Origin of the sequence: Caballeronia ptereochthonis (genome assembly GCF_001545075.1) — a bacterium.
Taxonomy (GTDB): Bacteria; Pseudomonadota; Gammaproteobacteria; order Burkholderiales; family Burkholderiaceae; genus Caballeronia; species Caballeronia ptereochthonis.
The window spans coordinates 41,322-57,752 of sequence record NZ_FCOB02000007.1; the positions used below are offsets into that span (position 1 = coordinate 41,322).

Annotated in this window: 12 protein-coding genes; all 12 read right to left on the minus strand. The window is 64.7% G+C overall.

Annotated elements, in window-relative coordinates:
- Positions 1–24 precede the first annotated feature (24 nt).
- On the minus strand, positions 25–807 hold the full coding sequence (locus AWB83_RS09095) for a substrate-binding domain-containing protein (protein WP_087044460.1): 783 nt from the start codon (positions 805–807) through the stop codon (positions 25–27).
- A gap of 43 nt (positions 808–850) precedes the next feature.
- Entirely contained in the window at positions 851–2,146 is a 1,296-nt protein-coding gene (locus AWB83_RS09100) for an MFS transporter (protein WP_087044462.1), read from the minus strand.
- A 194-nt stretch (positions 2,147–2,340) separates the two neighbouring features.
- A complete protein-coding gene (locus AWB83_RS09105; protein WP_087044748.1) occupies positions 2,341–5,040 on the minus strand; it encodes a CoA-binding protein in 2,700 nt (899 codons plus the stop codon).
- A gap of 10 nt (positions 5,041–5,050) precedes the next feature.
- Positions 5,051–6,349 (minus strand): ATP-grasp domain-containing protein, encoded by a 1,299-nt coding sequence (locus AWB83_RS09110; RefSeq protein WP_087044464.1) that lies wholly within the window; start codon positions 6,347–6,349, stop codon positions 5,051–5,053.
- Between the two features lie 1,553 nt (positions 6,350–7,902).
- Positions 7,903–8,637: an aspartate/glutamate racemase family protein gene (locus AWB83_RS09120; RefSeq protein WP_087044466.1), complete on the minus strand. Its 735-nt coding sequence runs from the start codon at positions 8,635–8,637 to the stop codon at positions 7,903–7,905.
- Positions 8,638–8,661: 24 nt separating this feature from the next.
- Positions 8,662–9,918, minus strand: coding sequence for a M20/M25/M40 family metallo-hydrolase (locus tag AWB83_RS09125; protein ID WP_087044467.1), 1,257 nt, complete (start codon positions 9,916–9,918; stop codon positions 8,662–8,664).
- The gene (locus AWB83_RS09130) at positions 9,896–11,443 is read right to left on the minus strand and encodes an amidohydrolase family protein (protein ID WP_087044469.1); all 1,548 of its coding nucleotides are present in this window, start codon (positions 11,441–11,443) and stop codon (positions 9,896–9,898) included. Before AWB83_RS09130 ends, AWB83_RS09125 begins: the two co-directional genes overlap by 23 nt.
- A 34-nt stretch (positions 11,444–11,477) precedes the next feature.
- Positions 11,478–12,362, minus strand: coding sequence for a carbon-nitrogen hydrolase family protein (locus AWB83_RS09135; protein ID WP_087044471.1), 885 nt, complete (start codon positions 12,360–12,362; stop codon positions 11,478–11,480).
- Positions 12,359–13,186 (minus strand): ABC transporter ATP-binding protein, encoded by an 828-nt coding sequence (locus AWB83_RS09140; protein ID WP_087044473.1) that lies wholly within the window; start codon positions 13,184–13,186, stop codon positions 12,359–12,361. Before AWB83_RS09140 ends, AWB83_RS09135 begins: the two co-directional genes overlap by 4 nt.
- A gap of 1 nt (position 13,187) precedes the next feature.
- The gene (locus AWB83_RS09145) at positions 13,188–14,090 is read right to left on the minus strand and encodes an ABC transporter permease (protein ID WP_087044475.1); all 903 of its coding nucleotides are present in this window, start codon (positions 14,088–14,090) and stop codon (positions 13,188–13,190) included.
- An 8-nt stretch (positions 14,091–14,098) separates the two neighbouring features.
- Positions 14,099–15,160, minus strand: a complete 1,062-nt coding sequence (locus AWB83_RS09150; protein WP_087044477.1) for an ABC transporter substrate-binding protein — start codon at positions 15,158–15,160, stop codon at positions 14,099–14,101.
- 34 nt (positions 15,161–15,194) lie between these two features.
- Positions 15,195–16,088 (minus strand): ABC transporter substrate-binding protein, encoded by an 894-nt coding sequence (locus tag AWB83_RS09155; protein ID WP_159463029.1) that lies wholly within the window; start codon positions 16,086–16,088, stop codon positions 15,195–15,197.
- Positions 16,089–16,431 lie beyond the last annotated feature (343 nt).

Below are 16,431 nucleotides of genomic sequence, written 5' to 3' on the forward strand. Positions count from 1 at the left end.
GACAAGCCTTCCGATGGTTCTGCCTCAACGCGCGGAGACGGAATCGAGCCCGGTCGCTTTCACTTCGGCTTGCACATCGGGTGAAGCGAGATAGTCGAGGAGCGCCTTCGCTTCCTTCGGATGCTGCGCGCCGACGGGGATGCCGGCGGCGAAACGTGTGACGGACTGCAGAGACTCGGGAATCTTTCCGACGAACGTGGCACCCTGGACGGGCAGCAATTCGCTCACCTGCTGGAAGCCGATTTCGTAGTCACCGTTCGCCACCACCGACGCCACCGGAATCCGCGGGATCATCTTCGCCTTCGACATGACCTGTTCCTCGATGCCGAGCTTCTTGAACAACTCTCGCTCGATATAGACGCCGCTCGCGCTGTCCGAATAGGCGATCGATTTCGCATGCAGCAGGGTCTGCCTGAGACTTTCTGCCGAGCCGATGTCGGGCTTCGCCGCACCTTCGCGCACGACCATGCCGATGCGCGAATCGGCCAGCTCGACCCGCGATCCGGGGATGACCTTGCCTTGCTTGATCAGCTCGTCGAGGGCGTAGCCGACCATGATGACGACGTCCGCGGGCTCGCCGCGCTCGAGCCGGTTGGGGATCGCTTCGGGCGATTTGCCCATCGACGGCCCGAGCGCGGTGTCGAGCGTGTCGCCCGTCTGGGACGCGAATCTCGGGCCGAGCACCTTGTACGCGGCGGTGAAGCCGCCCGAGCTCATGACGTGCAGGTCGGCGGCCTGCACGTTCGCCGCAGCGGCCGAGTTTGCGACGAGCGCCGCCGCGCAAAGTTTCAGAAGCAGGTTTCTCATGGTCGTGTTCGTGCAGGGTTGCGTTGGGTGCGGGGGAAGCGCATCAGTGCGCCGGCGTCAGTGTTACTGCGCGTCGGCGATAGAGCGCGAACGTTGCCAGAAGCGCGCACGCTGCGGCGAGGCTCATCCAGTAGCCGGGTGCGGCCTTGTCGCCGGTCATATGAATGAGCGCCGTCGAGATCGCGGGCGTGAAGCCTCCGAACACGGCCGTAGCGAGGCTGTAGGCGAGCGAGAAGCCGGCGACGCGCACCTGCACCGGCATCACTTCCGTAAGCGCGACGACCATCGCGCCGTTATAGATGCCGTACATGAACGAGAGCCAAAGGAGCACGAGCAGCATGTTGACGAAGCTCGGCGCGTGAGCGAGCAGCGACAGCGCCGGGTATGCGGTCGCGATGGCGAGCACGGTCATGGCGACGAGGAGCGGCCGGCGGCCGATCCTGTCGGAGAGCGCCCCGCCGATCGGCAGCCACACGAAGTTCGACACGCCGACACACAGCGTCACGAGCAGACTGTCGGCGGTGCTCAGGTGCAGGACCGTCTTGCCGAAGGTCGGCGCGTAGACTGTGATGAGATAAAAGCTCGTGGTGGTCATCGCCACCAGCATCATGCCGGCGACGACGACGGCCCAGTTCTGGACCAGCGTGCTGAATACTTCCTTCATGGTCGGACGATGCTGGCGCGACTTGAACTCCTGCGTTTCCTCCAGATTGCGCCGCAGCATGAAGATGAACGGCACGATCATGCAGCCGACGAAGAACGGTACGCGCCAGCCCCACGCTGCGATGGCCGATGCGTCAAGCCATTGATTGAGCGCGAAGCCGAGGCCCGCGGCGACAACGATCGCCACCTGCTGGCTCGCGGACTGCCAGCTCGTGAAGAAGCCCTTGCGGCCGGGCGTGGCCATCTCGGCAAGATACACCGAGACGCCGCCCAGCTCGGCGCCCGCCGAGAAGCCCTGCAGCAGCCGTCCGAGCAGCACGAGAGCGGGCGCCAGAAGTCCGATCGTCGCATAGCCCGGTACGAACGCGATCAGGATAGTGCCGCTAGCCATGATGGAAAGCGTGACGATGAGGCCCTTGCGGCGGCCGACGTCGTCGATATAGGCGCCAAGCACGATCGCGCCCAGCGGCCGCATCAGGAAGCCGGCGCCGAAGACGGCGAACGTCAGCATCAACGAGGCGAACTCGCTCTGGGCGGGAAAGAAAACGTTGGCGATCTGCGTGGCGTAGAAACCAAACAGGAAGAAGTCGAACTGCTCCAGGAAATTCCCGGCCGTCACGCGGAAAACCGCAGCGGCCTTTGAACGTCCGGTCGAAAGGTTAGACGAGGGGTGCATCGAGGTGTCTCCTGAATTCTTGAAAAGACGCGGTGGTCCGGCCGATTGTGGTTTTGGCAATGTTCGCCCGGAGCCGGCAAAACGATAAGTGCAATTTTCAGAACGATTGATGTTCTATCATTATCAATCAAGGCCTGCCGCCACCGCCGCGCCTCGCAACGCGAGCACGCGACGGTGGCGGCCAGAAGCCTTTGTCATGCCACGAAGCGGCATTGGGAAGCGGCCGTGCGCGTGTCCATGTTGCGTCCGCGATTCAGGTGATCGTCGATTTCCGCCGCGCAGCCGAGCATGCGCGGATAGAGAAAGATCGTGAACGCGGCCGTTTCGAGATCCGCCTCGCTGAACTCCCCGCGCCTGAGCGGCTTCCACAGCATCTTGAGCAGCAGGGCGGCGATCACTGCGTCGACATTGACGCAATAGACGTTACGCGATACTCCGGCGTCGAAAAGCGCCTGAACGAGCGCGCGGTAGTACGCATGGAACGCGTTGTACTCGCCGCGGGCTGCATAGAGGTTCGCGATGAAGACTTCGCGCGGGTCATGATTCACCGGCTTGTCTTTGAAGACCGGATGGTTGACACCCGGAAGTTTGGCAATGTCGAGGCTGCCGATCTGCTTCTGGCGCGCCTTGTACTGTGCGTAGCGCTCGACAGAGCGGCGCGCGAGCGCTTCCAGGTCGACCGTATGGTGCACATCGGAAGGATCATCGAGACCGCTGTCGCGGAACGCCTCGTTGAGGAACGCGATGCCTTCGTAGCCGTTGCCGCCATGCGTATAACCGGTGTGGGTGAGGAACCCCGCCAGCGCCTTGTTCAACTGGACGCGCTCGGGACTCTCGGGGCCATCGGCGGATACCGCGCCCTTTGCGCCCTGCGCCGAAATTGCGCCCGGTCCGTTTGTCAGCAACAAGCCGACGAGCGTCTTGAAGGCGAAGAGATCATCGGCCGTGGGTTTGAGGTTGAGGAGCGCCGCGAAGGCGATCTCGGTCAAGGTGCGCTCGCCGAGCAGCTCTTCAGTGGCAAAGTCGCAAAAGCCGTTGGAACCGTGGCGCGACGCGTCCGCCGAGGCGCCGATCATCGTGCCGAAGAGCTTCATCCACCACGGCAGACTTTCCGCCGTCAGGCGCGAGATGCGCTTACGCATGAGCGGGCCCCAGGCGAGCGTCGTCGTGATGGCCGCGAGTACGGCTTCCGAACGCGGATGGCCCGGACCGCTCGCCAGCCACCGGATGATTGCCGAGCTCACACCGCGCGCGGCGAGCGCCGCGAGCAGCGCTTGCGCCTTCGGGTCGGGTTCATCGCAGAAGAGCGCTGCACTTCCGCTGGTATCGACGGCATCGGTGTCGAAAGTCTCGTCGAACGCGTCTGCGAGCCGCGCTGCCGCGAAACGGTCGATCATGAGCGCTGCCGCATCGCGCGCGGCGCGCTGACGATTCGGCCCAATGATCGCCGCCGCGGCCGCGAGCACGGCGTTGGGCGCGTTGCCCGCCTCGCGCGAGGCCTGCGCGGCGGCCAGTTCCGGCGTGCCGTGCAGGTTCACCGCCGCGCCCACCGCCACGTCGATGAGCTTCGCGTCGTTCGCTCCGCCGAATTCGTGCAACAGCGCGAGACAGACATTCGCTTCGAGCGAGTGCGTCGCCGCTTCGAGCATCGACACGCCGTGCAGGCTGCTCACCTGAGATTTCGCATCCATCTGCGAGGCGCCCGAAGCATCCTTCAAAGGCTGGCGTGGCGGGACCGCGCCTATATGGCTGTTCACCCGCGCCACCTGCTCGTTGTACGGCGCGACTGCTTCTACCACCGGCAGGGAAAGTTCATCGGGCAGTGCGAGACCCTGATTGGAGCCGAACCACGGCTTGAGCGCGAGGCTGCCTTCGGGCTCGAAGTCGGGCATCGTGGCGTTCTCCCGCATCACAGCCGTGAGCGCCGCTGGAATGTGCGCGATGTTCGTCACCACCGCACCCCTGGCCGAACAGCACGGATCGTCCGGCGTGAAGAGCCGATCGACTCCAAACTTCTCCATGAACCAGCGCTCTTTTGCGAGCGCATCGTCTGCGCCGCCCGCCATTGCACCCGCATGCCCCACCGCGCGAGTAAGACGGCTCTTCCAGCGGCCCACCACGCACGCGACCACGGGCTTCGTAAATGCGGCGTCGGCCTCGTAGTAGCCGCCCGGCTCGCAGTACAGCACGGCCGCCTTGCTGCGCGCGTCGTTGGCGAGCGCGAATGCGAATTCCGGCGCCGCATAGTGGATGTAGACGTCCTTGCCGCTGGAGACCACGGTCGACGTGCCCCAGCCGCTCATGCGCAGATATTGCGCGATGGTGGTGCTGAAGCCGCCCGAGTTGGAGAAGATCGCGATCGAGCCCTGCCGCAAGGTCGCGCCCGGATCGTCGCCGCCGAGCGCGCCGCCGATGCGCACGCGCTGCCATGAATCGGCGACGCCCAGTCCGTTTGCTCCAAAGATGTCGATGCCGGCCTGCTGACCCATCGCGCGAATTTCCCGCGCGTCGTGCACGGAGATCTTCTCCGTGATGATGAAGATCTTGCGCAGATCGGGATTCACGCGGATCAGCTCGGCCACGCCGTCGCGCGCGGCCGAAGGCGGCAAGTACACGACGCCGCAATTGAACCGGTGCCCGGCTGCGAGGCCTTCGCGCACGTTGTTGTAGACGGGGAGGTCGCCGGCGGCTGTCGCGAGCGTCTGTCCGCCCTTGCCAGGCGCCGTGCCGAACACGACGTTCGCGCCCGAAAAGGCATGGCTCACCGGCGTCACTTCCGACGATTCGCCGCCCAGAATGTTGAGCACGCATACACGGTCTTCGCGCGTGGCGATCTGTGCAAGCGACTGGATACCGACGAAATACCGGAAATGATTGTTTCCCTGCTTGACCATGTCGATCTCCTTATGCCACGTGCGTTTCTGGGTGCGCCTCGCGCGCGCCGATACGCGCTGCAATCTGCGCGCGTCCGCCCGATTGCATCCACGCATCGGCCGTGCGTGCGTACTGGATCACTTCGCTGATGTCGGAGTCGAACCCGAAAAGGCGATAGGGCAGGCCGAGCGAATCACAGGTGTCGCGCAGCGCGGACATGCCACGCACGAGGTTCGGGCCGCCGCGTCCGAGGACGACATAGAGCGGCGTCGGACCGTGCTCGCTGAAGTGCTCGCGCAGCGCATCGGCCATCGCGCGCAGTGTTTCGTAGATATCGGTGTTGTTGGACTTGCCGCCGATGATGAACAGTACGTTGGATTGCTTGAGCCAATGCCGGAAGCAGATGCGCGCCACTTCCTTCATCTTTTCATAGGGCGGATTGCCACCGAAATCCGACGAGATGATGGCTGCGTCGCCCAACATCTCCGTGACGAGCGAATTCGCCCCGCCGCCGAACGTGGGCGCGAGAATCGTTCCCTTGTCGTTGATCACGTAGACATCGCTTTGGCCCTGGTGGGTGCGTAGCTGATTGATCTCCTGCTCGAAGTCGGAGTAGTCCGCGGCGAACAGGTGAGGGGGCAGGCCGAGGCGCGAGAAGCGCGGATCGTCGCGGTCGAATCCACACTTGAAGTCGCAGGCCACCGGCATGAGGCGACCCTTCTTGTCCTCGCGCATGCGGATCGGATTCAATTCGAGCGTCGTCATGCCGAAGTCGTGAAAGAGCTCCCAAAGCTTCGGCAACTGCTGCACGAGCGGGGAAATGATCTCGCGCGGGGCACCGATCTCGCTCAGCGCATTGGCGACGACGAAGGCCTTCAGCCCGGTCAACGCATCGAAGGGTACCATTGCGACTTGCTTGGGATCGACCTCCTCGATGTCCATGCCGCCCATGTGGGAGAGCGTCATGGTGGGAGCGCGAAAGCGGGTTGAATCGGTGATCGAGAAGTAGACTTCATGTTTGGCCGGTACGCCGGCCTCGAACGTCACGCCGTTCGCCTTGGCCCTCACGTGTCCCACGACATGTTCGGCGAAGTAGAGTCGCTCTTTCTCTGCGAGCGCGGTCTTGAGGTCGGTTGCGCGGCCGAGCAGCCCGGCTTTGCCTTTCTTGCCCACGCCGCCCTTGAATACCGGCTTGATGAAGATCTGCTTGTGACGGTCGATCAGAGACTTGATTTCCTCTTCGCTCGCATCGGGGCCCAGCACTTCGCTGGCCGGAAATCCGACAAATTGCAGCAGGCGCGCGCCGTGCAGCATTCCAGTGATTTGCATGTAGAAGTCTCCTGAATTTCGTTGCGATATGAATGGAAAGCGGCTTTGGTTGTGAACCGTGCTGCGCGTTGCTCGCAGCGGGTGCGAGCGACGCCATTGCCATCGAGCGCGTGCTTGCGGCAGCAGGATTCGACGGCGACGTGTGTCGTGCGAAAGATGTGTCGGGTGCGCGGCCGGATGCGCTGATAGGAACGGCGTCACGCCCTCGTGGGCTCTTCTTTATGTGCTGTTCTATCGAATCGTTTGCTCGGGCTTCTGGTAACAGATAGTTGCGCAGGAAGGCCAAGAACAGAAGTGCGATTTTTGGAAGCATTGATGCATCGATGTTATCAATGCCAATATCGCGACCTGCTCGCGGGAGAGTCTTGATGAGACCGTCTCAGCGGCGCGCCCGAAAATGCCACAAAGGCGACGGAGGTGCGCTGCTCGGCCTGGTTTTTGCCGCGATGCGATGAAGGGTGATAGATACGAACCCTGGCAGCGCTCGTATCTTGACGAACGATCGGATGCTTTACCGGGAGTCGGCTTTGGAGCGCACCTGAGACACTCGAGGGAAAGTTCTGAACGGCGGTGATGGGTGTGCGCCGTGAAAAGGCGGCGTTTTCCAGCGGGTGCAAGCCCCGCCCGGCAACCGCTCCAGCCGGAAGCAACTTAGCAGTCGTGGAGGTAACGAAGTGGCTGAAGCCTCTGGTAATGCGTGTCATAAATAGGTGACAGCGCGAGTGTGCAGGCCGTAACGCGAGTGAACGCCGAGCAAACCTCGAAAAGGACGATGCGCAGGCCGACCCGACAACCCTATCGGGGAAGGCTGATACGACCGGGTGAATGAGCAGGCTGGACGCCCAGTCGCTGCGCCGGGGTAGTGGCGACAGCATGTACACAAGGAAAGCGTACGCAACACGGGAAGTCCCTCGGCGTGGTCAGGGATGACCAACCGGACGCCCGCGAGGGACAGGCCGGGCGTCTTGGGATGGCGGAGAGGCCCGTAGTACCGGTGATAAGCTCAGACGACGCCGGGGCGGGACTTATCCATCCATCCCCGCATCTTTACGGGTACTTCGGTCTCGTACGTCTGAGTGCACGTGGGGGCGTAGCCTGGCGTGTGTGAAGGCGTGATGTCTTGTCCGAGAGCCCAGTGCGGGAGATCTGCACGCTGGGTTCGATGAGCGGGATGTGGAAACGGGGTTACGGCGAGGTTATTGGGGCACCGCCAGACGAAAGAGGCGGCAACAGACACACCGAGCCTACCGCTACCGCGCCACATCTCGACTCTACCGAAAGTGCGCGTTCGCGGGCCGCAAGACTCACCATTCCCGATCACACCAAGGCGAGGTGCCGGATAGGCATGAACGAAGTAAGCGCGCCCGCCAAGGCACAGATTGATTCGACCGGTACTTGTCATTTCAGCGCTCCCGCGCCTTGATTGTTGATGCAAGGAGGCGATGGAGCAGCGCGAAGCGCACCTGTCCGTCGAGTTGCACACCGGTTGAGATCGACGGCGGGAGAGGCGTCAGCGGGCGGAAGCGGAGCGGCCGCGTATGCGTACGGACGCTTTACGCCGGGCTGAACTTTTCAAAGTCCCCGGTGTAGCGCTTGGCGATCGGACGCGCGTATTCCCCATGCTTTGCGGCGCGCAGCTTCAATGCAACGAGCGCTTCACACCATTTCAACGCAGCGGTCACGCCGTCGACAACCGGTACGCCCAGCGCGTCCTGCAACTGCGCGCACAAGTCGGCCATGCCTGCGCAGCCGAGCACGATCGCTTCGCTGCCATCCTCGTCGAGCGCGCGCCGGCATTCGTCCAGAATCGTCGCGCGGGCGGCGAAGCCCGGCACTTCGAGTTCGAGCACGGCAAGCTCCGTCGCGCGCACGTTACGGCAGAAGCGTTCCATGCCGTAGCGCTGGGCCAGATGCCAAACCAGCCCGCGTGTGCGCCCAAGCGTCGTCACGACCGAGAAGCCCGGCGCGAGCACGCTGGCCGCGTGCATCGCCGCTTCCGCAATGCCGATGACGGGCCCGCGCGCCAGCTCGCGCGCCGCGAAGAGGCCCGGATCCCCGAAGCAGGCAATCACGTAGGCATCGACGCCTTGGCGTTCGCCGCGCTCGACTTCCATCAGTAGGCCGGGCGTGGCGAGGGCGTCGTCGTAATGGCCTTCGATCGAGCGCGGCCCCATCGGCGGACTGACCGCGATTACTTCGGTGCCGGGTGCGGCCACGGCGCGCGCACAACGCGCTATCGCGTCGGTCATGCCTTGCGTGGTGTTGGGATTGATGATCTTGATGCGCATGGCGTCTTTTTCGTCTCCTCGTTGTCAGGCGTCGCCGAGCAGTCGGGCGAGCGCCAGCGCGACGGTCTTGGTCGCGAGCCGCATGTCGTTGAGCCTCACATGTTCATCCGCGCGATGCCCGTTCGCCTCCAGCAGCGTGCGCGGCCCCGCGCCATAGATGACGGTCGGCACGCCCGCCTCGCAATAGAGACGCGCATCCGTGTAGAGCGGTACGCCTTCGGCCGGAATATAGCTGCCGGTGATCTCGCGCGCTGCGGCCTGCAGCGCGCGCGTGAGCATGTCGGCGCCGGGAAGCGAGCGCATCGGCACGGTTGCCAGCACTTCGCGAATCTCGACGCCAATGCCCGGACGATCGCACACGGCGTCGTGCACGACGGCCTCGATGCGCTCGCGCGCCCGCGTCGCGTCTTCTTCCGGCACGACGCGCCGGTCGAGCCGCAGCGTCACGCGGTCCGGCACGACGTTCGTGTTGATGCCACCTTCTATCAGCCCGACGACGAGCGTCGGATGTTCGATACCGGGCGTCGCCGAGCGGATCGCCTGAAGTTCGCACCGATGCCCATACAGCGCCTGGAGCACGCCGGTGGCGGCTTCGAGCGCGTCGTGGCCCGAGTCCGGGCGCGCGGCGTGGGCCGACTTGCCGCTCACCGTTACTTCGAGGTGCAGGCATCCGTTGTGGGCGACCGTTACCGCGTAACTGAAGCCCGCGCAGATCGCATAGTCGGGCGCGACGATGCCTTCTTCCAGCAGCCACGCCGGCCCGAGCAGCCCGCCGGTCTCCTCGTCGTAAGTGAGATGCAGCTCGACCGTTCCGCCGATGCGAGCGCCGCTGTCGATGAGCGCCTTCAGCGCGAAAGCGTACGTGGCGAAGTCCGATTTCGATACCGCCGCGCCCCGGCCGTATAACGCATCACCGCGGATTTCGGCGCCGTACGGGTCGGCGGACCAGCCTTCGCCGGGCGGCACGACATCGCCGTGGGCATTCAGCGCGATGACCGGGCCATCGCCAAAACGATGCCTCACCACGAGATTCGTCACGCTTTTCATGCCCGCCGCTTCGACGCGCGCCTGCGGAACGGGATGCCGCTCCACGCGAAAGCCGAAGCCTTCGAGCAGCGCGGCCGTCATGGCCGCATGCGGCGCGCAGTTGCCCGGCGGGTTGTCGGAAGGCTCGCGTACGAGCGATGAAAGAAATTGCACTTGCGCGTCGAAACGCGCATCGACCAGATCGAGAAGGGCCTGCACGTCGCATTCCCCTTCAGACACGCGAGGACGGCGCATAGAACGGCTCCGGTGGCGCAACGCGTTCGCCCGTCAGATAGCCGTCATAAAACGCCTTCACATGCGGGAACACCGCCCGTCCAAGCTCGCGCCGCGCGATTTCATCCTCCGTGCGCGGTTTCGACAACGCGCGGGCAATGTCTTCGAGCACCGCATCGCGATCCACGCGCGTGAAGCGACCATCGCGATACACCACTTCGCCGCCGATCATCACGGCATCGACGGCGTTGGTCTTCGCGCGCATCATCAGCGCGTCGAGCATCGGCACATCGTCGTCCTGATACGGCCACGTCGCCGTCTTCCAGTTCATCAGCACGAGGTCCGCGAGCCGGCCTTCTTCCAGACGCCCGATGCGTGCGCCAAACGGCGTCGTGCGCGCACCGTCTTCGCTCGCCATCCTGAGAATCTGCGGGCACGTGGGAACGTCGTCGTCCATGCCGGGCGTCCGGTGGACGTTGAGCGCGAGTCGCATTTCCTGGAGCATGTCGCGGTCCTCATTGATGCCGGCTTCGTCGAGTCCCATGCCGACGGTCACGCCGTGCCGCGCGAACGCGTTGAGCGGCGCAACGCCGCTGCGCAGCCGCAGGTTCGAGCTGCAGTTATGGCAGATGCAGGTGCCCGTATGCGCAATGGTCTCGATGTCCGCCTCGGTCAGCCACACGCCATGGCCAAGCGTAAGCGACGGCCCGAGCAACCCGAGATCCGCGAGATGACCGACCGCGGTCTTGCCCGAGCGACGGCGCGCATATTCCTTCTGATAGGCGGTTTCGACGAGATGCATGTGCATCGGCACGCCGTGCGCGTCCGACTTTTCCTTTAGCGCGAGTAGCGTGTCGTCGCTGCACCAGTGCAGATTCGCCGGCGCAAGCTGGATGGCGGTCAGCGCGTGGCCTTCGTTTTCACGTGTGAGCGTGTCGAAAAGTTGCAGGTAATCGGACAGCGGAATGCGGAAGCGCCGCAGGTGCGCGCGCAGCTTTTCGCCGATGTCGGGCGGCAGGCGATCCGCGAAGTCGTCGTCGGCTTCGTAGACGAGCAGGTTCTGATCGCGCACCGCGAAGCTGTACGACGCGCGCATGCCGAGATCGCGATACGCGTCGAGCACGCGCGATGCAGCGCGATGCACGGCGTCGAGCGGGCCGGGTCGCCAGCCGTGAATGTGCTGAACTGTCGTGATCCCCGACGCGATCATTTCGAACGCCGAATACAGGGTGTCGAGATACAGATCGATCTCGCGCGCGCCCATGCGGCCCGCGAACCAGAGTTCGAGCGCGTAGTCGGGCGAGCCGAGCTGCACGGGCGTGAGGCCGACATGATGATGGCTGTTGACGAAGCCCGGCATCAGCACGGTATCCGGCGAACCGAGCCGCAAGGCGTGCCGATACTTCTGCTCCATTGCATCGCGCGGGCCGATTTCGACGATCACACCGTCGCGCTGATAGAGCGCCGCATCGCGCAGAATCTCCGCCTTATGGCGGTCGGCCGCGCCGTTGACTATCCAGCCTGCCACGATCAGTGTTTCGGACATTATGGTCTTTGCTCTCTCGATATGATGGTGGTGATCAGAACGATGGCGTGCCATACAGATCGGTACGCCGATGCAAGAAGTAGGGAAGCCGCTCACGGGTGCGCGCAATCTCCGCATGACTCAGCGATGCCGACACGACGCCCGCGCCCGCCGCGCCGGAACGCCGCGCGAGGACCGCGCCGTCGGCGGCGATGACGCACGACTCGCCGAAATTGTCGATCCGCGCGTCATCGAGAAATTCATCGCCGGCCTTGTTCGCGCACAGCACGGCGAGGCCGTTCTCGCGCGCGTGAGTCCGCATCTCGCCGACGAAAAAGTCCATGTCGTCGCCGCCGCTGCCCGCCACCGGCACGATCACGAGGTCGGCGCCGGTTGCGCGCAGCGCCCGCCAGCATTCGGGAAAGCGGCGGTCGTAGCAGACCAGCACGCCGATGCGCCATGCGCCCACGCGCACCACGTGCAGCGCGGAGCCGGGCGTGAAGTGCGCGGGTTCGTCGAAGCCGGGCGGCGGTTCGCCGCCGACTGGCAGATGCAGCTTGCGCGCGATGGCGCCGCCGTCATCGCGCAGCGGCGCGCCGTTCGCGTCGAAGCCGAGCACGGCGTTGTGAAAGCAGCCGCTGGCGGGATCGTGTTCGTAGAACGGCACGACGAGCGCGGCGCCGCATTCCTTCGCGAGCGCCGCCCACCGATCGGCGAACGCGCCGTGCGCGGGTTGCGCCCACCCGCGATACCGTCCCGCCGGTGAGCCGGCGAAGTACGGCACGGTCACGAGTTCCGGCAACGCGATCAGACGCGCGCCGGCGTCGGCCGCGCGCCGCACTGCATCGAAGGCAAGGGCTTCGTTGCGGGCGAGATCGGTCGTGGATGGCGGCGACTGGATCGCCGCGACGCGGAGCACATCGCCCGAATCATCGATCATGACTTGATGCGCTCCTGTTCGGCGAACGCGCGGTCGACTTCGTCGCGCAGCAAGTCGGTGAGCTGGTCGGCGAGCGCGTGGAACCGTGGGTTGCGGGAATCGCGCGGGCGTGGCAGATCGACCGGAATGATGGTCTTGATGCGCCCCGGCCGCGCCGTGAATACGACGATGCGATCGGCGAGCGCAATGGCTTCGTCGATGTGATGCGTGACGAAGATCATCGACACGCCAGCCTGCCGCCAGACCTGGATCAGAAAGTGCTGCATGCGTGCGCGCGTCTGCACATCGAGCGCGGCGAAGGGTTCGTCGAGCAGCAGGATCTCCGGCTTCAGCGCGAGCGCGCGCGCCACCGCGACGCGCTGGCGCATGCCGCCGGACAACTGATCCGGCCGCTTGTCGATGGCTTCCGACAATCCGACGCGCTCCAGAATCTCCTCCGCGACGCGGCGACGGCGCTCCTTCGGCGCGTGCTGCATCTTGAGCCCGAAGGTGACGTTCTCGCCGACGGTCAGCCACGGAAACAGCGACGCTTCCTGAAACACGAGCCCGCGATCCGTGCCCGGCGCGTTCACTTCCGCGCCGCCGCAGACGATGCGGCCCTGAGTTGCCTGCTCCAGCCCGGCGATCAGAAAAAGCAGCGTGCTCTTGCCGCATCCGCTCGGACCGAGAAACACGACGAACTCGCCGCGCGCAACTTCCAGCTCGATGTCGCGCAACGCGACGAACGGCTCACCCTGCGTCGGCCATATCTTCCCCACGGCACTGCACGTGACGAGCGCCGGCTGCGCGCGCGCTTCAACTGCGATGTTGGCTTGATCGCTCATGTCATTTCCTCAGTCCGCTTTCCGGCACCCAGAACAGCACCTTGCGCTGGACGATGCGCAGCAGATAGTCGAACGCGAATCCCAGCACGCCGATCAGCGTCATCGTGAAGAATGAAAGGCTTGCGTTGAATGTATTGCGCGAGAGCATGACGACCTGGCCGAGCCCGCTGCCGACGCCGGTCGCTTCCGCGATCAGCACGACCATCCACGCGCCGAACAGGTTCATACGCAACACCATGAAGAGCGAAGGCAGGATGGCCGGCAGGATCACGTGCCGGAAGGTTTGCGCGCGCGTTGCGCCCATCACCGCAGCGACGTTCAGATGCGTCCGGCTCACGCTGTCGATCTGTCCGATGGTCGAGACGGTCATCACGAAGAAGAGCGAGATGAAGACCATGAACACCGCGGGCCCGTTGCCGATGCCGAACACGAAGATCGCGACCGGCAACCAGGCGATCGGGGAAATCGGCGCGAGCAGCGTGATGGTCGGCAGCGTGAGGTTGCCAAACAGCCGGAAATAGCGGATCGCGACGCCCATCGCCACGGCGCAGACGAAGCCGAGCGTGAGGCCGGCAAGCACGCGCAGCGTCGTCGCGACAATGGTCATGGCAAGCGCGCCGAATGCCGTTCCGCTCGACTGCTCGCCGATCACGTCGCTCGGCAGGAAGTACTGCGCCTGCGAGCCGAAGTTGCGCAGAAAGATATGCGGCGGCGGCAGTAGCAACGGATCGGCCCAATGGAGCGCCCACGCGGCTTCCCAGACGCCGATGAAGCACGCGAGCGACGCAATGCCCCATAACAGCGGCACGAGCCGGGCGGCCAGACACGACGCACGGCCGGCAGCGGCGCGGTCAGCCGCCTTCTTTTCGCCGCTGCGCCTGAGCACGGAGGTAGCGATTCCCATGGGGCTGCTCATGCGGACTTGCGCTGCAACTGGCCGTACAGGTCCGCGTTTTCCTTGATGACTTCGGTGAGCGGTCCCCAGTCGAACATCTCCTTGCCCGGCAGCTTCTTGATATAGCGCAGCTCCTTCAGGTTCTGGGCGCGCCCGAGGATGAACGCCTCGTTGGCGCGCTGGTCGATCATCGGCGGCTGCTTGGTTGCGGCGTCGAGCGTGGCGTCATAGCTCGTCTTGAAGTACTTGCCGACCGTGTCCTTCACCGCCGCCGCGCGGTCCTGCTCTTCCTGATGCTGCGCGACCATCATTGCCTTGATGAGCGCCTTCACCGCGTCGCGGTTATCGTGCAGCAGTTTTTCGCGCACTGCGAGCACGCAATCCGAATAGTTCGCGCCGTAGACATCGACGCCGTTCGACAGCATCACCGAGCCGGGGCGCGACTTGAGCGCCTGCGTCGCGTACGGCTCGATGTGACACATCGCGTCGATATTGCCGGCGATGAACGCTTGCGCCAGTTCCGGCGACGTGCCGAAGTAGCGCACCTTGACGTCCTTGAAGCTCAGACCCGCCTTCTTCAGATAGTCGTACGGCAGCATTTCGAGCGTGTCCGCCTGAAAGGTGCCGATGGTCTTGCCGCGCAACTGCTCCGCCGATGTGATGCCGGGCTGCGCCGCGATCACGCAGCCCTGCACGCCGGAACCGGCGACCACCTTGATCGGCGCGCCGGCGTCGTAGAGCGTCATGAAGTTGGTGTAGGGCACGACGCTCACGTCGACCACGCCCGCGCCGAACAACGCCGCGATATCCGCGTTAGTCGGCGTCGTGACGAAATCCAGCGCGACGCCCTGGGCCAGATTGCGCTCCTTCACGAGGAAGAACGGGCAGTTGCAGAGGCCCGTGCCGTGCGTCGCCTTGAGCGTGACCGAGCCGGCCGCCGCGGCGTCGGTCAGCCATGCGCCGCCGAGCATCGCACCGCCGGCAAGGCAGGCGCCGCGTGCGAGAAAGTCGCGTCGGCCGTGGCCGAGCGCGCTCAGGTGCAGGGATGCCGCGTTTCCATCGATGAATTTCCTGAACATCGTGTGAGTCCCCGTCAGAAGGAAAGAAGGCGTTTCATTGGCTCGACGCCGCATGGCGGTGATCAAGCAGTTCGTCGAGCAGATCGAATGCGAAGATGTCCGCGAGACGCGAGGTCATGCGCATGCGCCCGAGCGCTTCGAGCGCCGGCGCGCGCGCGAGCACGCTTTGGGCGAACGGGCGAATGTCGACGGCGGGCGGCTGCCTGGCGATGCCGGCCATCAGTTCGTCGTGCGAGAACGCCGGCCAGCGATGCGCGCTCGCACGGGCCGCGGCCCGTGGATCGCGCTGGATGAGCGCCTGCGCGTCGAGCATGCAGGTGAGCACCTCGCGCACGACATCCGGCCGCTTGGCAAGAAAGCTCGCTCGCGCGACGAGTACGGTGTCCGGATATTCGCCGTGCCAGGCTTCGAGGCCGTCGCACAGCACGTCGAAGCCCTGCGCCTGAAGTCGCGAGATCCACGGTTCCACGACGGTCAGCGCGGCGATGCGGCCCGTGCGCAGATCGCTGACGGCGTCGCCGAGCGTAGGGAAGCGAACGCACTCGACCTCGTCCATGCCGACGCCGTGAATGTGCAGCGCATCGAAGAGAAGGGCCTCCATCGGGTCGTCGGCGAAGGTACCGACGCGCTGCCCGCGCAAGCGGCTCACGTCCAGGCCGGCTTGCCCGACGAGCGCCATGCCGAGCTTGCCGCTGCCGCCGACGATGCGCAGCGGATCGGGCAGCGCGTGATCGACGAGCGCCTGCGTGAAGCCCGTGGTGCCGATCGACGCCGCGCCGGTTCTCAGCAGTGCCGCCGTCGACTTGAATTCGGCGAGTTCCGGTGCTTCCGCCTGGATGCCGCGCGCCGCGAAGATGCCCGCGTCGATCGCGACGAAGAGCGGGAGATTGGAGAGCGCACTGCCGTGCGCCAGCAACAACGTTCGCATCGTATTCCCGGTGGAGTGGGTCGGTAAGTCGTCGTGCAGCGCCGCGGAGCAATCGCCCGACTCTTTTAGCGAGGACCGTGCCACTTTTTGCATACACACAAACGTGCGTTTATGGACGCCTGTGTTTACTGGGTTGCCGACTTCTCGATACAACAATTTGCGATTTTGTATACGACTTATGTCGGGTCGCCCGCATACCCCAAGCACCAGTCAAGGGTATCGATGCACCATGATCGGCGCTGTCGGCACCATGGAGGGGAGGGCGACATCTGTGGCAAATGGGCGGCAGGCAAACGGAACGGCTACATACAATCCTTATGGAATTCGTATGCAATCTGCGGGA

Coding starts and splice junctions, on each gene's coding strand:
- AWB83_RS09095 (WP_087044460.1), bottom strand. CDS start 807: ATGAGAAACCTGCTTCTGAAACTTTGCGCGGCGGCGCTCGTCGCAAAC.
- AWB83_RS09100 (WP_087044462.1), bottom strand. CDS start 2,146: ATGCACCCCTCGTCTAACCTTTCGACCGGACGTTCAAAGGCCGCTGCG.
- AWB83_RS09105 (WP_087044748.1), bottom strand. CDS start 5,040: ATGGTCAAGCAGGGAAACAATCATTTCCGGTATTTCGTCGGTATCCAG.
- AWB83_RS09110 (WP_087044464.1), bottom strand. CDS start 6,349: ATGCAAATCACTGGAATGCTGCACGGCGCGCGCCTGCTGCAATTTGTC.
- AWB83_RS09120 (WP_087044466.1), bottom strand. CDS start 8,637: ATGCGCATCAAGATCATCAATCCCAACACCACGCAAGGCATGACCGAC.
- AWB83_RS09125 (WP_087044467.1), bottom strand. CDS start 9,918: ATGCGCCGTCCTCGCGTGTCTGAAGGGGAATGCGACGTGCAGGCCCTT.
- AWB83_RS09130 (WP_087044469.1), bottom strand. CDS start 11,443: ATGTCCGAAACACTGATCGTGGCAGGCTGGATAGTCAACGGCGCGGCC.
- AWB83_RS09135 (WP_087044471.1), bottom strand. CDS start 12,362: ATGATCGATGATTCGGGCGATGTGCTCCGCGTCGCGGCGATCCAGTCG.
- AWB83_RS09140 (WP_087044473.1), bottom strand. CDS start 13,186: ATGAGCGATCAAGCCAACATCGCAGTTGAAGCGCGCGCGCAGCCGGCG.
- AWB83_RS09145 (WP_087044475.1), bottom strand. CDS start 14,090: ATGGGAATCGCTACCTCCGTGCTCAGGCGCAGCGGCGAAAAGAAGGCG.
- AWB83_RS09150 (WP_087044477.1), bottom strand. CDS start 15,160: ATGTTCAGGAAATTCATCGATGGAAACGCGGCATCCCTGCACCTGAGC.
- AWB83_RS09155 (WP_159463029.1), bottom strand. CDS start 16,088: ATGCGAACGTTGTTGCTGGCGCACGGCAGTGCGCTCTCCAATCTCCCG.